This window comes from Vibrio sp. 10N.239.312.D08 (assembly GCF_041466145.1).
Taxonomy (GTDB): domain Bacteria; phylum Pseudomonadota; class Gammaproteobacteria; order Enterobacterales; family Vibrionaceae; genus Vibrio; species Vibrio crassostreae_C.
Window position 1 is genome coordinate 1 of record NZ_JBFSSD010000068.1, and the last position, 21519, is coordinate 21519.

At 44.0% G+C, this 21519-nt stretch carries 15 protein-coding genes; 3 read left to right on the forward strand and 12 right to left on the reverse strand.

Annotated elements, in window-relative coordinates; translation table 11 throughout:
• Positions 1-167 precede the first annotated feature (167 nt).
• Together AB6D58_RS22580 and AB6D58_RS22585 are read right to left on the reverse strand one after the other, a co-directional pair.
• The gene (locus AB6D58_RS22580; protein WP_372158584.1) at positions 168-1850 is read right to left on the reverse strand and encodes an alkaline phosphatase family protein; all 1683 of its coding nucleotides are present in this window, start codon (positions 1848-1850) and stop codon (positions 168-170) included.
• A gap of 165 nt (positions 1851-2015) precedes the next feature.
• The gene (locus AB6D58_RS22585) at positions 2016-2804 is read right to left on the reverse strand and encodes an SUMF1/EgtB/PvdO family nonheme iron enzyme (protein WP_017060470.1); all 789 of its coding nucleotides are present in this window, start codon (positions 2802-2804) and stop codon (positions 2016-2018) included.
• A 137-nt stretch (positions 2805-2941) separates the two neighbouring features.
• On the opposite strand from AB6D58_RS22585, the gene AB6D58_RS22590 reads away from it, so the two are divergent.
• Together AB6D58_RS22590 and AB6D58_RS22595 are read left to right on the forward strand one after the other, a co-directional pair.
• Complete coding sequence (locus AB6D58_RS22590) at positions 2942-4273, forward strand: anaerobic sulfatase maturase (protein ID WP_372158587.1); 1332 nt, start codon at positions 2942-2944, stop codon at positions 4271-4273.
• 87 nt (positions 4274-4360) lie between these two features.
• Entirely contained in the window at positions 4361-5419 is a 1059-nt protein-coding gene (locus tag AB6D58_RS22595; protein ID WP_017060468.1) for a HEAT repeat domain-containing protein, read from the forward strand.
• 114 nt (positions 5420-5533) lie between these two features.
• Here AB6D58_RS22595 and AB6D58_RS22600 read toward each other — a convergent pair whose 3' ends face one another.
• The 10 genes from AB6D58_RS22600 to AB6D58_RS22645 all read right to left on the reverse strand — a co-directional run bounded on the left by AB6D58_RS22600 (position 5534) and on the right by AB6D58_RS22645 (position 20031).
• Positions 5534-6586, reverse strand: a complete 1053-nt coding sequence (locus AB6D58_RS22600) for a sulfate ABC transporter permease (RefSeq protein WP_102428975.1) — start codon at positions 6584-6586, stop codon at positions 5534-5536.
• Between the two features lies 1 nt (position 6587).
• Positions 6588-7064: a hypothetical protein gene (locus AB6D58_RS22605; protein WP_017069467.1), complete on the reverse strand. Its 477-nt coding sequence runs from the start codon at positions 7062-7064 to the stop codon at positions 6588-6590.
• A 9-nt stretch (positions 7065-7073) separates the two neighbouring features.
• The gene (locus AB6D58_RS22610; protein WP_372158590.1) at positions 7074-10277 is read right to left on the reverse strand and encodes a response regulator; all 3204 of its coding nucleotides are present in this window, start codon (positions 10275-10277) and stop codon (positions 7074-7076) included.
• Between the two features lie 213 nt (positions 10278-10490).
• Positions 10491-10865, reverse strand: a complete 375-nt coding sequence (locus tag AB6D58_RS22615) for a hypothetical protein (RefSeq protein WP_017060464.1) — start codon at positions 10863-10865, stop codon at positions 10491-10493.
• 108 nt (positions 10866-10973) lie between these two features.
• A complete protein-coding gene (locus tag AB6D58_RS22620) occupies positions 10974-13112 on the reverse strand; it encodes an ATP-binding cassette domain-containing protein (protein ID WP_102393126.1) in 2139 nt (712 codons plus the stop codon).
• Positions 13109-14695 carry an ABC transporter transmembrane domain-containing protein gene (locus tag AB6D58_RS22625; protein ID WP_052879653.1) on the reverse strand — a complete coding sequence of 529 codons (1587 nt, stop codon included), beginning with the start codon at positions 14693-14695 and terminating at the stop codon, positions 13109-13111. Before AB6D58_RS22625 ends, AB6D58_RS22620 begins: the two co-directional genes overlap by 4 nt.
• On the reverse strand, positions 14685-16109 hold the full coding sequence (locus AB6D58_RS22630; protein ID WP_372158593.1) for a TolC family protein: 1425 nt from the start codon (positions 16107-16109) through the stop codon (positions 14685-14687). The genes AB6D58_RS22625 and AB6D58_RS22630 overlap by 11 nt, the downstream gene beginning before the upstream one ends.
• Positions 16084-18315: a response regulator gene (locus AB6D58_RS22635; protein ID WP_372158596.1), complete on the reverse strand. Its 2232-nt coding sequence runs from the start codon at positions 18313-18315 to the stop codon at positions 16084-16086. Before AB6D58_RS22635 ends, AB6D58_RS22630 begins: the two co-directional genes overlap by 26 nt.
• A 3-nt stretch (positions 18316-18318) precedes the next feature.
• Positions 18319-19668, reverse strand: coding sequence for an HlyD family type I secretion periplasmic adaptor subunit (locus tag AB6D58_RS22640; protein ID WP_372158599.1), 1350 nt, complete (start codon positions 19666-19668; stop codon positions 18319-18321).
• A gap of 12 nt (positions 19669-19680) precedes the next feature.
• On the reverse strand, positions 19681-20031 hold the full coding sequence (locus AB6D58_RS22645) for a hypothetical protein (protein WP_017060458.1): 351 nt from the start codon (positions 20029-20031) through the stop codon (positions 19681-19683).
• 191 nt (positions 20032-20222) lie between these two features.
• Between AB6D58_RS22645 and AB6D58_RS22650 the strand changes: the two genes are divergently transcribed.
• A partial coding sequence (locus AB6D58_RS22650; RefSeq protein ID WP_372158602.1) for a cadherin-like domain-containing protein occupies positions 20223-21519 on the forward strand: 1297 nt, incomplete at its 3' end.

Here is a 21519-nt window from a genome sequence, read left to right on the forward strand (position 1 = left end):
TTTGGCGACTAAACCATATCACTTACTACCGTTTTTGTTTTTAGTTCCCGCTAATGCGCGATGAACCTTATTTGTTTCGACCTAGTGAGTCAGAAACAGATAAACGGCTCTTTTATTGAGTGGGTGCTGGATTCGAAATCTAGCTCACGAAACCTTAGAGATTGAGTCTACTCAGTGATCTCTTGCAGCACTTCTCCGATTGACCCGCTTGGTTGGGTGATACCCAGTTTGTTCGAAAGCGTTGGCGCAATGTCATATGGCGTCACTGGTCGCGATACCTTCTTAGCTTCAACGTCGTAGCCTGCAAAGATCACAGGCACATGAGTGTCGTATTTCCACGGAGAACCATGTGTAGAGGCAATTTGGAGGCCTTCCATGTCGTTAATGTAGCTGCGCGGTGCAAATACTACGTACACGTCGCCAGAACGAGCAGGGTGGTAGTTGTTTTTAATTAGCTGCATCACATGCGTATCCGGTACTCGGTTAGCCGCAATGTCACTACTTGATACAGCAAACGCAACACCTTTCACTTTTGCAATTTCATCCGCAATAGCTTCTTGGACCTTAGCCAGATCAAGCTTCTTCTCAGCGATCAGATCATGATTCAGATAGATGTAAGGTTGTGCGTACAAGCGAATCGCGTCTTTGGTTAAACCAAATTCATCCTTCAATCGTTTCTCAACACCACTCGAGAGTAGTGTGTCTTTATTGAAGTATTGAGCTTGATTGAAACCAAGCGCATTTGCCGCAGGTGAAGATTCAGGTACACCGTGGTCGGCAGACAGCACAATCAATGTGTTTTCTAGCCCGACTTGGTTATCCACGGTTTTGAAAAGCTTAGCGAGAGTCTTATCAAGTCGGATAAGGTTGTCTTCTGTTTCTAGGCTTTCAGGGCCGTAAAGGTGCACCACGTAGTCATTTGATGAGAAACTCACTGACAGATAATCGGTCACGTCGCCTTGGCCAAGCTTCTCTTGCATCAACAAGGTGCTAGCGAAGTTTTCCGTGATTTCGTCACCAGCAGGGCTGACGGTTAGCGTTGTGCTGTAGTACTTGTAACTTGCCGGGCCATAAGGATGAGGGAAGGTGCGTTGGAAGTCACCGAGTTTCACTTTGTGTTCGGTATCGTGTTCTTGCAACGTGTACTTATCACGCGGTAATGAGAGCTCCCATTTCTGTTTGGAATACTGAGCAGCAATCGCTTTCTCGTTCCAGCGTGATACCCAATCTGGATACTCGTCATAGTAATAGTTACTGGTGACAAACTCCGATTGTGCTTTGGAGAACCAGAAGGCTTTACCACTGTGTCCTGCCAATGAGATTGCGCCGCGGTCTTTCACTGATAAACCGAATACTTTTGATTTGCCACTATTGGAAATCGTCAGTTCGTCACCAAACGTGGTGGAGAGTATTGGCTCTGGAGAGCGGCCATCGCCTTGTGCTGTCTTCTGCGTTGGGTCGATCTCTGTTGCTTTATCGACACCTGCACCAGAGGTCAGCATTTGGTAGTTACCGTCTTCTACGTTATACACCAAACGTTCTTCGCTACGGTCATACCAAACGTTACCTACCATGCCGTGTACGCTCGGTGGAGCACCTGTTGCAAGCGACACATGGCCCACGATCGTTTCCGTGTTGCCATGTTGGTAGTTTGCGTTGGTGTAGTAGGTACCATCATCCATTAAGTACCGGAAACCGCCTTCACCGAAGTTGTGCTTATATCGTTCGATTAGATCTGCGCGCAGGCCATCTACCGTGATTTGAAGGACTAGATTTGGCTTTTCCGCAGCTGAAGCTGGGAGAGCGCAGAGTAACGCGAGGGTTAGTCCTGAAAGCTTGGTGTATTGCATAGAGTTTCCTTATTCACTGTTGCCGCTGAGTTCTAATGTTTGGTCAGGTTTCCAACGTTTGGCCAGATTTGTAACGTGTGTGCATTGCGAATCGTATTTTTAGTATTGTTGGTGACGATTAGTGAACCATAACCTTCGGCATCTTTAGTTAGTTCGCTTCGTTAGCTAGTTCACATCCTTAACTAAACGAAGCCCCATATCTGACATAGTGATCGATTGGCTTGCGAAGTCACGACGGTAACTTTCAGATTCATTTTCGTCATAAGCAAAGCTGCCACCGCGAACCGATTTGTGTGATAAACCGACGTCGCTGTGTTTTGCGTTGTTAGGGTTGTCTGTTGGACCGAATCGGTAGAAGGTGTCATCGAAGGCATCGATAACAAACTCGCCCACGTTTCCTGTCATGTCATATAAGCCTAGTTCATTTGGTTTCTTTAGCCCGACTGGATGTGCGCTATTTTTAGAATTTGCTGAGTACCACGCAACATCATCTAAGTTATTGGAACCACTGTAAGTATAGCCTTTACTTTTATTGCCACCTTTGGCTGCAAATTCCCATTCAGCTTCAGTAGGCAGACGGTATTCTTCACCCGTTAATTCATTCAACTGCTCAACAAAATAGTTTGCTTGCTGCCAACTAAGGTTATTGACCGGAACTTGTGGGTTTTGGAAATAACTGAGAGATGAACCCATCACCGATTCGAACAATTCTTGAGTCACCTCGAACTTCGCAATATAGAAACTATCTACAGTTACATTACGTGCAGGACGCTCTGCTTTGGTCGCTTCTGGACCGTTCGACCCCATGGTGAATGTGCCGCCTTCAACCAACACCATCTCTTGGTCAATTTGTTGGGCGATGGGGTGTGTAGGCACGCTTGCACAGCCACTCAGAAGGATAGTCATGGTGACGCTGCTAATTGTTGCTAACTGTTTGTAATTAAGAAATTTCATCACGTGCCTCAGATGTTCGAAATAGGGTCTAATTCTAACGTTTAAGGTCATTCCTATTGGTTATAAAGGGTATAACATGTCACCTGTTCGAATAGGAATTATGATGGGTCCAGAATACTAAAATAGGTAGGTAAATCATGCATATTACTCAAGGTCCACAATATAACGGTAAAGCGTCTAAGCGCTTGCATGTCATGGCTAAGCCGATTGGCGCAGCATGCAACATTGACTGTAAATATTGTTACTACCTAAGTAAGCAAGATTTGTTGGAGTACAAGAAAGGCAGTTCTCCAAGAATGGATGATGAGACGTTAGAAACCTACATCCGACAATACATCGAAGGTCAAAACACGCCAGAAATTATCTTCTCATGGCAGGGCGGTGAACCGACAATGCTTGGTTTGGCCTATTTTGAACGTGTGGTTGAACTACAGAAGAAGTACCAACCTGAAGGTGTATTGATTTCAAACGACTTACAAACCAATGGCACCTTGCTGAATGATGATTGGGCGGAGTTTCTTGTGAAGAACAACTTCCTGATCGGTTTGAGTATTGATGGTCCCGAAATGCTGCACAATGCCTATCGTGTTAACAGAGCTGGCCGTGGCACATTCAAACAAGTGATGGCGGCTGTGGAGCTGCTGCACAAACACCAAGTGAAGTTCGCAACGCTTACCTGTGTGAATAACCTCACCAGTCAAAATGCACTTGAGGTCTATCGCTTCCTACGTGATGTTGTGAAGTCACCGCAAATGCAGTTTATTCCTATCGTTGAACAGAAAACGTTCCGAACGGTTGCACCACAAACATCCCAAGTAAGCGAGCAGCTTAAGCAAGGCGACAAACGCCTGATCCCCGGCCATAAAGATTCAATCATGGAATCGTGGTGTGTGTCGGACTTGGCTTGGGGTAACTTCTTGATTTCTGTGTTTGACGAGTGGGCCAAGAACGACATCGGCAAGGTGTTTGTTCAGTATTTTGAAGCGAACGTAGAAACATGGATTGGGCGTCCGAACCCACTGTGTACCTTGAATGAGATATGCGGAAAGGGCTTGGCAATGGAGCCAAATGGCGACGTATTTTCATGCGACCATTATGTTTACCCTGAATACAAGATTGGCAATATTCATCACGAGAAACTTGATGATTTGGCGTACAGCGCACCACAGCAAAAGTTTGGTTTTGCTAAATCCCGTACACTGACCAGTCAATGTCAGCAGTGTGATTACAAGTTCGCTTGTCATGGTGAGTGCCCTAAGAACCGCTTTATCAAAACTCGTGTAGGTGAACCGGGTTTGAACTACTTATGTGCTGGTTGGCATAAGTTCTTTTCTCACGTCGATAAGTCGATGGCGTACATCGCTCGCGCGATGGGGCATCCGGTTGCTCATGGTAAATTCAGCGACTCAGTATTGATGGCGCATCGAGCAAAACAGGCGCAACAAGCTACGTTCGAGACCAAGTTTTAACTCGTTCTTTGGATCAACAGGTCCAAGAAAAATTTAATCAGATACGAGTCTAAGGACAGGCTAAGTTCTCCAGTTTAAGGTAATACTATGATGAAGAAGAGTTTAGCGACGGCTGTTGCTTTATTGATTTCAACGTCCGCATTAATTTCAACGTCTGCGATGGCTGCGAATAGCGTTCAACAAACGGTTGACGCGCCAGCACAAAATATCAATCAAGTGCTTGAAATGACGGACACTCAAACCCGCATTCAACAGTTGTCTTACATGGCACAAGATCAGAATCAATCTGTTGAAAATCGTACTGGTGCACTGCAAGAGCTTGCTTCATATCCAAGCCAAAATGCGCTGGTGGCGGTGGCAAGAGGCTTAAAAGATCAAAACCCTGAAGTTCGTGAAGCGGCGGTTATCGGTTCTGAACCTTACCAACTTGAACATCGCTGGGCGTTAGTTTCACCCTTGCTAAAAGACAGCGATACCATGGTTCGCCATACGGCAACGTCAAACCTAGTCCGTGACTTCAATGCATTGGATGACGAGCAGAAAGCACAAATTGAACCACCAGTCATAGAGCTTATTAGCTTCTTGGAAACGCAAGAATCTGAAAAGTACCAATTACTGTTTGCTGATGTGCTTCGTTGGCACAATGACTGGGATAAGGCGGAAACGGTTTATCTAGAGCTGATCAATACGCATCCAAAAGAAGCGCAAGTTTGGTTGAGCTACGCAGATAATTTTCGAGCTCAGAACAAAGATAAGCAAGCAGTCGAAGTATTAGATCGTGGTTTGGAGAGCGTGCCAAACAACGCCGCTCTGCATTATTCGAAATCGTTGACTCTGGTTCGCCTTGAAGACAAAACTGCGGCAGCCAAAGAGATTGAAGTGGCTGCGAAGCTAGCGAAAGATAACAGCTACTACTGGTACCTAAATGGGGTATTACAAGAAGAGTTGGATATCGACAAGTCGACTAAATCGTTCGAGAAAGCATATTTGATCTCTGGTTCTCCAGAGCAGCTATACGCGGTATGCGATATCTATGTGCGCTACGGAAATGAAAAGACCGATGATTGCTTAGGTGAGCTAGGTAAAGTAGCTCCTGACTATGTTATTGATCAGTTGAAAGATAAACGAGTAGCGCCAAGCTCATAATCTTTAGATGGGTTAATGGTAAGCTGATAAACCGTTATTGAGAAAGCCAGTCGAATATTCGACTGGCTTTTTTGGATCTTAATTGCTGCAAGTGACCATCGATTTGAATTCGAGCTAAAAAACAAAACTCAACATGATGGTGTAGAGCAATGCATCTTTATCGGTTTTAGGGGCGTCAATAAAGGCACCGTTTGACCTACGAGCTTCGAAGAATTGCATTTCACCATTGATAGATATATTTGACATCAAGTCGTAATCTACACCAACTAAGTAGCTACTCCCTTCTAAGTGCTCATTGGCGTTAAATTGCGCGCCGTATACTACGTAAGGTGTGAATACTCCTAAATGGTAACCTAGGCTGGCGTACATGGATGAAGAAACGTCACTGATTTGACCTTCGCTCGCCAATACCGCTTGGCCAAATTCATATTCAGCGCCTAGCGACCAAAGTTGGATGTGTTGGTTGTCTGCTGTTGGAAGCGTGCCAACGTTTTCAATTTTTGTCGTTTGATCGAAATTTGAATCAAGGAAAGATAAGTTCCAACGATAGTTATCACCACTTAATTGAAGGTTTGCACCGAACATTCGGTTGGTTTCAAATTCCAGTTTTGTAGTCGAGTTGAAATCTACGTCATTTTTATCTTTTATGCCGATAAACGGAGTAAGTAAAAGAGTAGCTTCGTCACTGACATCATGAGTCCAGCTCACTTTTATACCGTTGAAAGCTGTGACTCCGAGAACGCTGTTATACACCTCTGTCGGTGGCCTTGCTGTCATATAGGCTTGGCCCACATAGTAGTACTCAGAGGCAAGGAATAATGGTAGTCGTAATCGACCAATGCTGACATCAAAGTCATTAAATTCATAACCTAAGTAAGCCCACTCTAGCTGCGGCTCACTCCAATCATATTGGGGTGGCTTAACAACTTGCACGGAAGCTTTGAATGAGTTGTAGAAGTAATCGAGTTGAACACCAAATGTGGTATCACAGTCGTAACAGCTCTCATCAGTAAAACCGCGGTTGATGATTAATGGATTATCGTTATCCGATGTTGCCCAAGACGTTGAGCCAAAGCCACTCAAGGATAAATTATCGGTAAGTTCGATATTCGCAAAAGCCGGAGAGGCCATTGAAGCACATAACACTGACGTAATTATTCTTTTCATATTATTTCTCCGAACTTATAACGTAGAGAACGTTGGCATTTTGAGGAACCGAAGAGAGTGGGGAGTAACCAATACGGTTTGGTTTGTCATCAAGCCAGTCGACTAAGCTGTCGGTTGACGCCGTTTTGATTTCTCTTGGATAACGCGCTTTTCCTGAAAAAGATAAACCAGCCCAGTGTGCATTCATTTGAGCGGCATTTTTTCCAAGCAAAAGCTGATAAAAGTCCTCTCTTTCGGCACTGTTCTCAGGCCAATCAGACAGTTCAACACGTTTGCCATTGAGGTGCTTAGTTTTCCCTCTATAGAGCTTTCGCGCTTTGTTTATTGATATCTCTTCAAATCCGGAGTCTAAAGAAAATATGGCATAATCTTCAGCGGCATGAGCGGGGCTGAGAAGAAGTAAGCTTCCTAACAACCCTATCACTGCGGGTAGCAGCGCTCTGCACGAGAGTGTTTTAATTGTTTTGATCCAATCCATTGGTTTCTCCTAACAAGTCGCACTTTCTATTTGGTGGAACAGTTTTTCTTTTCTTACGGGCTTCGCTACGTATCCATCCATTCCGGAATCAAAGCACTTTTGAATATCATCATCGATAACACTGGCGGTTAACGCGATAATAGGAGTTTTGCTTAAGCCTTGGTTTTTCTCGTGTTCTCGAATCTCCTTAGTTGCCGTGAAACCGTCCATAACAGGCATCATGCAATCCATCAAAATAATGTCGAAGCTACTGTCGTTCTGGTACATATCAACGGCAATTTGTCCGTTGTCTGCAATTTCAAAGGCATATCCGGCCTTCTTCAGCATGATAGAAGCTACTTTTTGATTGACGCGGTTGTCTTCGACTAGCAAGATTCTCTCTGATTTGCTCGGAATTGCGTTTTGTTCCGCTTCTTCAGGCAAAGTACGTTTGGTCGCAGCCCCGTTGATAATTGGAGTGACAGTTGCAGGTTGTTTCTTAGGTTGAGCTTTATAGGAAGCTGGTAGTGGCATAGCTTCTACCGCGGTGAGTACTTTCTCTTTAAGCATTTCGAACTTGAATGGTTTTGGTACATAGTCATCCATACCAACGTCGAAACACCTCTGAATATCGTCATCGATGACACTGGCGGTCAATGCAATGATAGGGATGCGTCGCGTCGCTTCCGTTTCTTTTTCAATTCTTCGGATGTTGCTTGTTGCATCAAAGCCATCCATAACCGGCATCATGCAGTCCATGAGTATCGCCGCGTAATGAGGATTAGCGGTGAACATGTCCACAGCTTCTTGACCATTATTAGCGAACTCGAATTCAAAACCACTTTTACCGACATGAAGACCAGCAATTTTTTGGTTGATCTTGTTGTCTTCAACGATGAGGATTTTGTGTTGGATCTCGACTGATGTCTGGCTTGCTTCTGATAGTTCCGCCAAACCTCGAGTATCACAAAGCTCAATAGCTTTAATTAAACGCAAGCCGAGTAGGGGCTGTGCGACTTGTGCAGTAACGCTGTCACCAAGATCCGCTGGCTCACTTAAGAAGGAACGTATCAAACAGATAGTGATGCCATTTTGGTGGAGCTTAGCTAAGTTATCTGCGTGGGTATTAGCTAGGAATGCATCATCTTCAGCGAAAACGACAGTAATCGGTTTATTGTGTTTCTGAGTCGCGAGTTGTTCGGTCATCGCGGAAGTGTTATTCGTTCGCTGAGTTACCTTTAAGCCATAAAGGTTAAGGTCGGACTCTATTCGCTCGGAGAGCATGTTTTCGTTACCCAGCACATAAATATCAGCGGTTGCCGTGCTTGGTTTAGGTAGCATCAAGTCAACAGGCAATACCAAGTCGAAGTAGAAACAGCTTCCTTCACCTTTGACGGAGTCGAGTTGAATTTGACCACCCATCAGCTCTACCAACTGTGTACTGATGGCGAGGCCAAGACCAGTACCGCCAAATTGACGTGTAGTTGAGTCATCTTCTTGAGCAAAGGGCTCGAATATTTGTTTCTGTTGTTGCTTGCCGATACCAATACCTGTGTCGCGAACGGCAAATCGAATGGTGACATTATCGTCAGATTGTTCGAGCGTTTGGATTGATAATGTGACGCCACCTTCTGCCGTAAACTTCACTGCATTCGACATAAAGTTCATTAGGATTTGTCTTAAGCGGTGATCGTCGATCATCACGCGAGCTGGTGTGTCTGGGCTGATATCAACGTTAACCGATATTTTTTGTTCTTTCGCTTTGGGTGCCACAATAGAGGCGATGTCGTATATCGACTCTCTAATCGATGCAGAATGCGGGCTGATTAATAGCATGCCAGACTCAATTTTAGAGAAGTCTAAGATATCGTTGATTAAGCTAAGTAGCAGTTGGGATGAAGTTTCGATCGTATCAACATAGTCACGTTGTGTCGGTGTAAGCGGCGTATCTGCGAGGATTTCCGAAATACCAATAACACCATTGAGCGGGGTGCGAATTTCATGAGACATGTTGGCCAAGAAGCTACTTTTTGCTTTGCTGGCTTGTATTGCGTTGTCTTTCGCGTGTTCGGCATCCTCTTTGGCTCTCTCTGCGTCTTCTTTTGCTACCGTCAATCTCTCTTTCGCGAGCTCTCGTTCGATGGTCAATCGTTCAACTTGCTGAGCAAACAGACTGAGTTCATCTTTACCTTGGATTAATTTATCTAAAGAAGGGCGCGTGTCATCATTTTCGCTTTTTAAGAAAGCTAACACCAAATTAAGGTTGTTAGTGACTTGTCTCGCCAAGCTAAGAGTTAAACCCATAACAATCGCTGCCAGCAAAGCGACGATTGAAATAAACAGGGTTCGTTGTATTTGCGCGTCATAGATGGCTTGCTCAACTTCTTGTTGAAACTCTTGCTTGATTACGCCGCCAAGGCTTTGTAATAAGTTGAGCCGTGCGCTCATCGCTTCTAAGCCGACAGACACTTCTTGTGGCGTCAGTTGGCTGATTGTATTTAGGTCGAGTAGCGCGCTTCTTATCTCTTGGCTTTGAGCAAACACATCATTTCGAAACACTTCAACCATCAAAGAAACTTGATGTTCGTTGGCGTTCAATGAAACAAAGCGCTCTAAGAACAATTGCTGTCTTTCACTCAAGGTTTTGATCTGTTCGGCGAGTTCTGGGTCGTACTCTTGGCTGATTTGGAAGATCTCAATCAGTGAACTACCAAGCTTGAACTCTTCGTTCGACCAAAACATCAACCACTCAAGTTGTTGAAGGGCAGTGAGGTGCTGTTGAATTTCACGTTTAGTGTTTTCAAAAGGGACTTTCTCTACTTCAAGTAACAGTTGCTTGTATAAATCGCTCTGCCATTCGAGGGCATCCAATTTATCGTAAGTGTCAGTCACTTGCATCGTCGATAAGGTCGCTTCGCTGAAATCGGCAACAAGTTGATTCATTTCATCAGATGCGTCTAAAAAAATGATGGGAGACAGGTTTTTAAGTTCTGCCTTTACTTGGTTGCTTTGAGTAGCAAACTCTTCAGGGCTAGAGGCTAAGGTACTTCTATACAAAATAGAAATATCTTGAAGATAGACAGATAACTGATTGGTTCGTTCAAAATCGGTTAACTGAGTCGTTAATATATAAGCCTGTCTACCTGCTAGGAAGAGTAATAATGAAATGGGAAGTAGAACTAAGCCAAAGAGTTTATGTTTGACTGAAAGGTTATTCCAAACCGTAATCGCCATATAAGGATCCATCCAACTGTCGTTATATAAAAACAGTAGAATAAAAATGCCGATATGGAAACTTTGAAACGGTAAATTTTACGTAAGTGTGGGAGAGGTATAAGTTCTTGTGATTCCAGAGCTTATTTTGAAATGCGTTCTTTTATTAGTAATTTATAGCGTTTGGCAGTTTGTTTAATTTTATGCTTATTGATGAATCACTTAAAAAGCTTACTAATGAGGACGATTGTTATCGAGGCTTAATTCGAAAAGAAGTTGCTCTAATACGGTTTTTGCAGAGGGTTCTAATGTCCAAATACCGAGCATTCTGTTAAGTGCGGCGCGATACACTCTGTTTTTTAGTAGGAAGGCGAGTGTGCTCGTATCATTGCTGAATACGTGCATTTGTACGATGGTGAGCTCTGCTTTGTTCTCAATGTCTATTTTCTGAAGATTGAAAGCGGGTAGGAAGGCAGACTCATACCAAACCTCAACGATCTCTCGAAGCTCCATCTCTTCTTCAGGTACATCGCACTCCTGAAGTTGGTGGTTTTCAGGAATTGCGGATAAGTAAGCTACATCAAGCTTGTCTGCAACGAATGTGTACATATTCTTCCTTGTTACCTGTGGTATTGGGGCGAATCATCCCTCTCGCTTATGAATTTGTCAATTATATCCATTTCCCTAAATAGCGAATTGTGATTAAGCGTTGAGGTTTTAGCTTAAGCTGTTTAAGTATTTGTCTGTTAAGCCAAAATATTTCAAATTTCCATCCGGCTCTAACACTAAACTCATGTTTGATGTTGCGATCAAACCAGGGTCGTTAGTCGAAAAAATCACGGTCTTATTCAACAATTTATCGGAGAACAGGCGATTAAAGTATTGAGCGTTTTCTTGCTCTGCACCGTTGAACGGTTCATCAATGATAATCAGAGATTGCTCACAGTTACCTAGGCCAAGTACCAGACGCAGTTTTTGTTGAATTCCATTCGGAAGACTTTTGCATTTATCCACGCTTAACTGAGTAGCCAAGCCTTCCGGAAGCCATTCATCTAATTCGAAGAAGCTGATCATCTCTTGCATCTTGTCTGTTGGAATCAGTCCGTTGTGTAAAATGAAGTTGGTCTCAAGTGAGCCTTCAAAAATATGCAAATTGAAAGGGATGTAGTTAATCGACGTGCGATAACGGTAGCTATTGAACTGTTTAATGTTGTAACCATCGACAGATACAGCGCCTTGATAGCGGTCTTCTAACCCAGCAATGATTGAAATTAAGGTGGTTTTACCGCAGCCCGTAGGGCCACAAATGACCACTTTGGCACTGGGTGGGATTTTGAACCCCAAGTTAGTTAAACCCGTTGCGGCTCCTGCATATCGGTGACTGACTCCGCTGCCCACAATGCTTCCTTGGAACAGGCGAATAGGTGGGCTTTTTTCTAAGGTCAATTTGTCGTCATTCATCGACATCAGGTTGTTTATCTGTGCTGATGAAGCCTTGATCGATTGGAACTTGGAAATTGAGTTATAGATACCCATGATTGGGCCTAACGCTTTCCAAACCAAAATAACGGTTGCGAGCATGGCACCCGCATCAGAAGTACCTTCCATCACGCCGATTACCGCGGTCACGATACTTGCTGTACCAATCACTTGAATCAAACTGCCACCAGCGGCCTGAATCTTACTGTTAGTCACGGCAACGTTCTCTGCATCGCTGGTGCTTTGCATATGCGATGCGCTGAATCGAGATTGAACGACACGAAGTAAAGGCAGGCCTTGGATAGTCTTGATACCACGAAGAATTTCATTCCATTGATACGAAACCATCGCATTGGCACGCGAACTTTTGGATGTGGCTTGCGAGTAGATATAGCGCGAGTAAATACAGAACACTAACATCAGTATTAAGCCGCCCATCACCACCAATGCCGCTGTACCAGACATCAGAGCAATGGCGATGATAAATACAATCACAAACGGCATATCAAAATAGCTAAGCGTTGATTCTGCGGTCACCAAGCGTCGGAAGGTATCGATATCTTTCAAACGCGCTAACTGAGAAGAGACCCCAGCTGTAGATGTCATCGCATAAGGTAGCCAAAGCAATTTAGATATAACGGCTTGCGAGATGTGCACGGCGAGGTCTTTACCGGAGGTCGCAATAATGTTGACCCGCATTTTCTTAAAAAAGTATTCAGAGAAGCCGACAATAATGGCGAATAAGGTTAACCAATAGAGTGTGGCTTCGGAGCTCGAAGTCAGTGCGAAGTTATATACACTCATAATAAAGAATGGCTGCAATGCACCGAGAATACTGATGACGAAGCTCAGAATGATCAGGCTTTTAAGTTCATTGTTATAACGATAGAAAGCGTATTTAATCCAATTACTTCTGTCTTGCGATTCCGGAGGTGGTTCGCGGAACAGACGAGAATATTCGCTAATCGCAATCAGCAAACAGGGCTTTTTGCACATTGGGTATTCAATGGTGTTGTTGTTCGTGTAATCAAACAGCAGCAACTTTCCATCTTTGGTGCCTAAGAAAATCGCACTTAGATTCTCTATTTCAATAAAGCATGGGTGTGGGTGCTTATCGATATTCTCGAGTGTCTTTAGTTTAGTAACATCACAGCGATATCCAAGGCGCTCTATGGTTGCTGTAAAGCTGTCGCCATCTTTGGGTTTTGGAATAAAAGCATCGCTGAGTATTGCGGGTGTGCCTTCCCATTCGAGTGCTATCAGGGTGTAGGCCAAACCACGAATAAGTGGCGATTGACTGTAACGTTCGTCGTATCCACTAGATTCAAAATCCAAGACACGTTGCGGCACATTATTGAAGTCAACTAGGATACTCATTGGTCACCTCCGGTAAGTTTTACGCGTTTGAGGCGGTGATTAAGTTTGTCCATTTTATTGCTGGCGATGATCAATATTTTGTCATTGGCGCGATAAGCCGTACTGGTGAGAACGACTCTCGCAAATTCCTCATCAAAGACACAATCGATGTCATCGAATATCAATACACGCTTACTGGCGAGCAGGGCACGAACTAATAATAAGGCGTAGCCAACTTGGCGAGAGAATGGGTTACGCATATGGCCTTTGAGTTCTGTATAAAACCCGGCAGGAAGCCCATCAATTTGCGCTTTGATGTTCATGGTTTCACACAGTGCAAACGCCGTGTTATTCAAGCTTGGGCGGAAACAGGTCAGGTTATCGATAATCGTCCCTTCTACGAACGAACTGGTCTTATCAACCATCAGAACACTGTTACGCCAAACGTTGTAATTGACGTCATCCAAAGGCGTGTCGTTAATCATGATATCGAGTTTGCTATCACTGTTCTGACGCGTAATACAGTTAGCGAGGTGGGTCTTACCTGAACCACTTTTCCCTGTCAGCAAATAGGCTTGTCCGAGTTCGAACTCGATACGCTGCTTTTCAGAATACTTAACCGAAATACGTTCAACTTCTGTTGTTTCATGTTGGTGTTCAACAGAGGCGGCCAATTCAAGGAGGTCAGCGATACGTTGGATATGGAGTTTGTTTAACTCCCAGCGGCTCGCGGTTCTCATTACCTGTTGATATGGCGCAAAGTAACGGTTGGTTAGCATGATGATCGCGGCCATGATGCCTTGACTCGATTCCATATTGATTACGGCAGTCGCCAAGACCACAACAACGCAAGCAATGGATAGCTGTTGGATGAGCGCCAAAATCAAGCCAAAGTTCGACTCGATTTGCTCATATTTGATGTTCTCCACTTCACGCTCTTCGACCATTTGTGTCATCAGGCTTTCAACGCGGTACTCCATGTTTCGCGCTTTAATATCAAGCGGGCTAGAGATGATCTCAATGATTTTGGAGGTAGTTAACCCTTCGATGTCTGACTTATTCTGCAAGCTACCAATTTTCTGTTTGGAAAGGCTCCAAGCGAAAATCGCTAAGACGGCCGAGGCAATTAGAAGGGTAATACCAGCCCATATGTTGATGAGACCGATGATAAGTATAGTAATCACGCTAACAGCAAGGTTGATAAGCGCTCGAACCGATTCTCCACCAAAGAAGGTCTTAAGTTCAGGAATCGTTGAGATTCGTTCTAGGTATTCGCCTGGCTCCAAACGACGGAATTTAGAGATTTCTGCCAAACAGATGGATTGGAATACCTTGTTGGTTAGGTTGGTTTCAAACTGCCTCATGATGACGGAAGATATCTTCTCTTCCTGACTTTTTAAGTGGTAGTCGAGGAAGATGGAAATCAAAATAATCGCGAACAATAAGAACAGCGTATCTTGTGCTTGGTTGGGTAACACTCGGTCAAAAATGATCAGAATAGAGAAGGGCAGTACCAAACCAAACAGGGTCGATATTATCGTTGAGAAAGTCAGATAACACTTATCTGCCATGTTGATCTTTTGCGAAAATTGCTCAGTTTGCATTACGGCCTCCTTTCCTCAATGAATCCGTTGAGAGAAGATGTTTTGGCACCAAATCTTGATTGTCGCGACCTTCAATATCACTCATTAATTGCATCACGCTTTCGATAGATTGAATTGAGAGTATTCCCTTAATTTGCTCAAGCTTGATGGTCTCGATGATGTAGTCGTATCGTGCGCTTTCGTAGTCTCTTAACGCGCTGAACAGTTTACTTTCCGCCGCCAGCAAGTCGGTGATGGTACGCGTGCCTAATTGGTAGGCCTTTTGGATCCCTTTATAAGACGCGTAGTTGGCGCGAATGATGTTTTCGTAACTGCTTATAGATTGCGAGAAATCGTTAATGTTGAGCACGGAGGTATTCACGCTGTTACGTGTGGTGTAAAGCGCATCTTGGTAAAGCAGTTCAGTACGCTCGATGGCCGTTGATGATTTCTGATAACCATAGTAATCAGAACCACCGGACAAGATAGGCACGGCGAGGTTTAAGCCAACACTGGTTGAGTTACTTTCGCCTGTCGCTGTTGGATCTAATCTGTCGAAATTATTGGCATCATCGTGTCGATAGCTGGCTGAAAGCGACACGGTCGGTAAGAAATTCGTACCGCTCTCTTTTAAGCTTCTGCGGCTTCTCTCTACGGTTTTCTTTGCTACCAATAAATCGTTATTGAGCTTTAACGCCTGATCCATGATCGAGCGTTGCTCTGTTTCGTTTATCTCTTTTAAAGGCACGCTTTCGTATATGTCTTGCGACGGAGTAATAGGGTATTGAATTTGAATAGAGAGCCCGTTGATAATGACACGTCGATCTTTTTGCAAGGTTCTCAATCGGTTCGACACGCCTTCTTTCTGAGCGATCACTTCGTAAAGCTCACTGGCTGCGGTGTTACCAAGCTCTACATTACGTCGCATTTGATGTTCGCGCGTTTCGGACGATTTAAGCTCAACCTTGGTCGCTTTGATTTGGGCGTTGTTTTTCAAATACTCAAAGTATTGAGAACCGATTTCCGAAATGGTGCTTTGGATTTTGTTCTCGTGTTTAATCTCTTCGATATTGAAGTCGAGTTTTGCTGTCCCATATTTGAAAATGTCACTAAGATTGAATATGGATTGCGAAAGAGAAAGGCTGTAACTGTTTGAGTTATAACTAGAGGTTTTATCGGGAACGCTCGATAGCAAGGTTTCATTCTCGTTCCATGTGGTATCGGCAGCACCATTGAGTGAAGGCAGAAACTTAGATCGGCTGATCCCAATGTTGTATTCGTTCTCTTCCACACCTTTATCACTGGCGCGAAGGGATAGGTTGTTTTTCAGGCCGAGTTCTACCGCCTCAAGCAGGGTAGTCGCCGATGCCGAAGGTGTCGTGCTTAAAGCAAGCGCAGCCATAATGCTGCTAGTTAAGTTTTTGTACCGCCACATACTTGTTGATCACCTTGATTATTTGGTCACTTTTATAAGGTTTGCTGATCACGTAATCCATTCCGGCTTCGATACAAGCCTGGTGTTCGATACTGCTGGTCAATGCGGTTGCACCTATGATGGTACAAGGGTTCTTCTCGTTTTCTTGTTCAAACTGGCGAATACGTTTTGTGGCTTCAATGCCGCCCATACCCGGCATGATGCAGTCCATGAAAATGATGTCTGAACGTTTATTCATGAAGTGTTTCACTGCGTCAGCGCCATCGCCAACCATGTCTGGTTCATATTCTTGCTTGGTAAGGATTCGTTTAAGTAAAATCTGCTGAACTCGGTCATCTTCTACGATAAGGAATGAGCTATTCTCCATCTGTTCTTCCGAGGCTTCCGCTTCCATAATGGTGAGTAGGTTTGGAATGAACTCGTAAGGGATAGCAGGAGCGTTGATGATTTTGTCGACGAAGCTATGACACTCTTGTGCTTGCTGAGTGTTGGTTACCGATAACAACAACTTGGTATTTGGGTAGTTCTTAAGTTGAGATTTCACCGTTTTACTCAGTGACGGTAACTTGTTGGGCTCAAAGGTATCGGTGAGCATAATCGCATCGTAATCACCAAAGCTCTTCGCCACTGAGAAAAGCTCATTTGCAGTACGAATTTCGGTGATCTCTAGCCCCAAGTTACTGAGCATTTTCTTCATCACATCGATACGAACTTGAGTATTTGCACACAAGAGTAAACGCTTGCCATCAAAGCGAGTTTTCTCTGTGTGGAAGTTCTTAGCCTTAAGATCCAGTTCAATCTGGAAACGTTCCTGAGCCCCTGATTGGAACCAGTGACTCTCGTAATATCCGTAATCCTTCAGAACGCTTTTCGCTAAGTCATCTGTGTTCGCAGTATGATCTTTGTGTGCGCTCCAATGGAGTTTATTGAGCTTGGCAACAGAGACATCCAGCGTTGATAAGAAATTGAGGTTGATGGTGACACGGGTGTTTTCCATGTCAGAAGCCGCACCCGATTCAATCGTCACAAACAGCTTCTTATTTGATTTGAGTTGAATAGCGTTAGAAAGTTGAAGGAACAGTATCCAGAATAAGCTGGTGGATTGGCCTGCAACACGATTCGGCAAGTTGTCTGAGATAAAACAGTCAAGTTCGCCTTCATTTCGCTGAATTTTGGCACTGATATGAATCATCAATTCCGACAAGACGTTGAGTAGTGAAAATTCTTTCGATTTGCTTTCAGTACCCTGTGAAATCAATCGATTATAGTTTTCTGCTAACTCAGATAAAGTACTACATGCAGAGGTAATATCGTTCGCCATCAACACGCCGTTTTCATCGGTTTCTTGAACCAGATACTGGACGCCACCGTTGATGGTGTTTGTAATTCCGCGAATCTCATAGCCGATCAGCGCATACAACTGTTTGTAGAGATCGTTATTGCGCTTTTGGTCTTCTAATTTACTGAAGATAAGTTTGAGATGAGAGTAAATCTGACGCTGTTTGGGGTTGATGCTCACTTCATTAAGAAGCTCTTCAAGACGTTGTAAATCGAGCTGCTTAAGCTCTTGATACAGGGCATCAAATTCATAGTCGATTTCGCGCTCGTTCGAGCTGGATTTCTTCAGTTTCAACATAGCAACTGAGTTGGATAGAATCGTAATCACAGCCAATATCACGACCACCATAAACAACCAGATAAAGAACTCGTTTTTCTCAGACATTAAGTCATTCGCATGGTTGTTAAACATGGTGCGATAGTTGTCGTCCATCTGCAGATAGTTATTGGTCAATGAAAGGTACAAGCCTAATACGTCGTTACGTGTTTTTGCGCTATCGGAGAAACGATTAATCGCCAATTCCAGTTGTGTGTATTCAGTTGCTCCAACCAAGCTGAACTCGGTTTTGTTCAAAGAGGCTAAAGAGCGAAATTCATCAATTTCACGCTTCAAGTTAACTAGGTTGAATTCGTTAGTGCCGCAAGTGTTGGTACTTAAACACTGTTGCAGAGTTTGAATATCTTGTTCTATGGTCTGATTAAGCTTCTGGGCTTGTATGAGCAGTGGGGCGCTTTGCACTTGTGCGACTGAATCTATTTTTGACCAAGAAAAGTATAAATAGAAAGCGAGCGCAGCCAATACCACGCTAAATAGTATGCTTAGACGTAGGGCGGGTATGGAAATATTGTACGAAGGTTTACCGCTCATTGATTATCTCTCATCGAAAGCATCCTCGATGGCTGACATCACCGGTTTCGCAGCGTATTCGATCACGCGACGCGAGCCTGTTTTCACATCAGCGGTAAACTCCATGTAAGGTGATAACTTGTATTGAGTGCCTCCTCGTTCAAGAAAGTTTCGGTCAATTTCAATCTCAGCTAAATAGAATTCAGCGTCTTCTTCTTCGTATGATGAACGGCTGATTGAGGCGATGGTTCCCTCAACAAACCCGTATTTTGCAAAGTTATAGGTATCCATTTTTACTTTCACTGCCTGACCAATTTCGACAAATCCCATGTCTTTACGTGGGATCTTCGCTTCACCGTGAAGGGAGTTATTGATCGGTGCAATATCGGCGATACTTTCTCCTGGCGGAATCACAGCAGAACGGAAATTGAAATGCAGTTTGTCGACCACACCATCCACCGGAGAGTAGACGATTAGGCGATCAACCTTGTCGGAATGCTGCGGTTGTAAGATTCGCTTTAGCTTGAGGTCTTTGTTCGCTTGAATGATTTGTGCTTGGTACTCAGAGTTTCGATTCTCAACCAAGTCACGGTGTTGCTTTTCCAGTTTGTCGAGTTGGAAACGCTCATTCATCACAGATTCGTCAAGGTTCTCAATCTCACGCACCATATTCGACTCTTGTACTTTCATGTTAAGAACGTCGACATAAGACGCCATCTCTTCTTTATAGAGGGTGTTTTTGATGTTGAGCTGCTTACGTATCAGAGAGAGTTGATTCTCTGAACTTTTGCGACGCTTTAACATTGAACTGATCAACGAGTTCTTGTGCTTAATATCGTGTGTAATGAGTTCTTCATTTGAACGGTTTTTAGAGAATTCTTGTCTCCAGGTATTCATGTTGACCTGAACTTGCTCAGGGTATTTCTCAATGAAAGCGTCGAAGTTAGGCTCTGTCATGTCGCGTAAGCTTTCATAACGAATCTTATCGAGCTCTATCTGAATAATTTCAGTATTGACGGTATCAAGTTGAGTGTTACGGTCAAGTGAGCGTATTCGAGCGATAGGTTGGCCCTCATAAACGACTTCCCCTTTTCTGACTAACAATTCTTCTAATATCCCGCCTTCTAAATGCTGAACTTTCTCAACATCCGATTCCAATAGCAGTTCGCCACGTACAGAAACAACAATATCGATACGTGCTTGTGACGCCACCGCAATAGCGACCAAAGCGAGCAAGAATATAATGAGCAACGTTTTGTGAACGCTGGTCATGGCACTAGCAAGCACAATAGTGTCATCAGCTGTGACCTTAGAAGCCTCGTTATTGGAAACGAGTGCTTTTCTGAGGTGATGTTCTATTTGGTTATTGCTCATGACTGACCTCGGTTACTTGCCATCTATTACTTCCTTAATATCCAACAAGTGGTTGATTTGTCGATTGACGTTGTGCAATTCAGTTTTTACATCCTCTATTAGATCTTCCGGCGCAGGAAACTCGTGTCTACTCAAGTGTTCCAATTTGGCCATTTTTGGTGGAAGGTCTTGGTCGCAAAGCAACGTTAAGATGGTCTTCAATCGTTTTGAGTAACTATTGAGTTCATCAAAATGATTACCGTTATGAAGCGCTTCTATATTTAGGGCTGCGTCAGAAAAGTCATTGTAAAAGTCGCCTAATAGCAATTGCAGCCCTTTGTGGTTGTTGTCGACCGAGCGCAACAAATTCGTCATGTCTATCATCGCTCCACTGCCTTAATTGCTTTAATCACAATAACTAAGGATCTTTAAAGGCAGTTTTCAAATTTTTTTTGATTCTTTCTCTTTAAAAAGAAATTATGAAAAATGTTGTATAAAAAAATTGGTTTTTCAAAATGATGTCCTTTAATGCCTCTATAAATACGATCAGTTAGCTAGTAGCAACGGAGGCTGTAATGGCAGGCGAAAATAACCAAAACAACCAAAATGAAGATCTAAATGACGCGGTAGAACAAACGGACACGAACGACGCGGGTACGCCCTCCCAACAACAGAATCAACAAAATCAACAAAACACGATTGCGTCGACAATAGCGACGGGTGCTGAAAATGCGGATGCGGCAGACGAAGTTAACCAGGCTTTAGACGAAAATCCGAGTGGTGCAGGTAATGCTGAAGATGCCTCTGCTTCTGGTGCGGCTGTGCAAGAAGAGACGCCAGAAAGTGATGGAGATTCAGACGCTGCACAATCCAATGTAGTTGGTGGAGCCGCTTCTGAAGCTGGCTCGGATAACGCTGCTGGCAGTGGTGGCGGTGCTGGAGCGGGCGCACAAGCTGTAGGTGGTGATATCGCAGAGGCTGCGACAGGTGGTGTAGACGCTGAAGGTAATGAAGAACAAGGCCAAGCTGCGCGTACTTCAGCAGCGCCGAGTGCGACATCTTCAGAGTCGGGTGACCAACAAGTTGGTGATGAGCTAGATTCACAAACAGTAGAAGAGACGTTTGCAGTTGATGTTCAAGCTTCTGACGAAGAGACCATTAGCGAAGTAGAGGATGACTTTGATTCTGAAACGGTAAGCGAAACGTTTAAAATCAAAGTGGAAAGTGAAAATGATGCGCCAGAAGCTGAACAAGATCTGGCTTACATCATGGATGAAGATGGCTCCATAACATTCACTCAAGAACAATTACTCGAATACGCAAGTGATGTAGATGGGGACGAGCTTGTTGCTTCTAACGTTCAAGTTGGTGATGATGCAACAGTTCAAGACAATGGTGATGGTACTTTCACCGTTGTTCCTTCAGCTGATTTTAATGGTGAACTTGACCTTACTTTCGACATCAGTGACGGCCAAGAAACGATTAGCAGCGCAATTGATTTAACGGTACGCCCGATTAATGACGCGCCTGTTCCTGAAGATAAAACGTTTGAAATCGAGGAAGACGGAACTCTTGTATTCACCGACGCTGACCTCCTTTCTGGTGCGACAGACATTGAAGGTGACAACCTAACGGTTGAAGGTGTGACCTACGATGGTGGCGACGGTATCCTTACTGACAATGGCAACGGTACGTACACCTTTGCGCCAAATGAAAACTTCAATGGTGACGTAAACTTCGGCTTCGATGTCTCTGACGGCACCGATACGGTGTCAGCAAACATCGATGTAAGTGTGACTGCGGTTGATGATGCGCCTGTGTCTGGTGACCTAGCGTACTCAATCGATGAAGACGGTTCTATCCGTTTAAGCC

Coding starts and splice junctions, on each gene's coding strand:
- AB6D58_RS22610 (WP_372158590.1), bottom strand. CDS start 10,277: ATGGCGATTACGGTTTGGAATAACCTTTCAGTCAAACATAAACTCTTT.
- AB6D58_RS22615 (WP_017060464.1), bottom strand. CDS start 10,865: ATGTACACATTCGTTGCAGACAAGCTTGATGTAGCTTACTTATCCGCA.
- AB6D58_RS22580 (WP_372158584.1), bottom strand. CDS start 1,850: ATGCAATACACCAAGCTTTCAGGACTAACCCTCGCGTTACTCTGCGCT.
- AB6D58_RS22645 (WP_017060458.1), bottom strand. CDS start 20,031: ATGATAGACATGACGAATTTGTTGCGCTCGGTCGACAACAACCACAAA.
- AB6D58_RS22590 (WP_372158587.1), top strand. CDS start 2,942: ATGCATATTACTCAAGGTCCACAATATAACGGTAAAGCGTCTAAGCGC.
- AB6D58_RS22595 (WP_017060468.1), top strand. CDS start 4,361: ATGATGAAGAAGAGTTTAGCGACGGCTGTTGCTTTATTGATTTCAACG.
- AB6D58_RS22635 (WP_372158596.1), bottom strand. CDS start 18,315: ATGAGCGGTAAACCTTCGTACAATATTTCCATACCCGCCCTACGTCTA.
- AB6D58_RS22625 (WP_052879653.1), bottom strand. CDS start 14,695: ATGCAAACTGAGCAATTTTCGCAAAAGATCAACATGGCAGATAAGTGT.
- AB6D58_RS22585 (WP_017060470.1), bottom strand. CDS start 2,804: ATGAAATTTCTTAATTACAAACAGTTAGCAACAATTAGCAGCGTCACC.
- AB6D58_RS22600 (WP_102428975.1), bottom strand. CDS start 6,586: ATGAAAAGAATAATTACGTCAGTGTTATGTGCTTCAATGGCCTCTCCG.
- AB6D58_RS22630 (WP_372158593.1), bottom strand. CDS start 16,109: ATGTGGCGGTACAAAAACTTAACTAGCAGCATTATGGCTGCGCTTGCT.
- AB6D58_RS22605 (WP_017069467.1), bottom strand. CDS start 7,064: ATGGATTGGATCAAAACAATTAAAACACTCTCGTGCAGAGCGCTGCTA.
- AB6D58_RS22640 (WP_372158599.1), bottom strand. CDS start 19,668: ATGAGCAATAACCAAATAGAACATCACCTCAGAAAAGCACTCGTTTCC.
- AB6D58_RS22620 (WP_102393126.1), bottom strand. CDS start 13,112: ATGAGTATCCTAGTTGACTTCAATAATGTGCCGCAACGTGTCTTGGAT.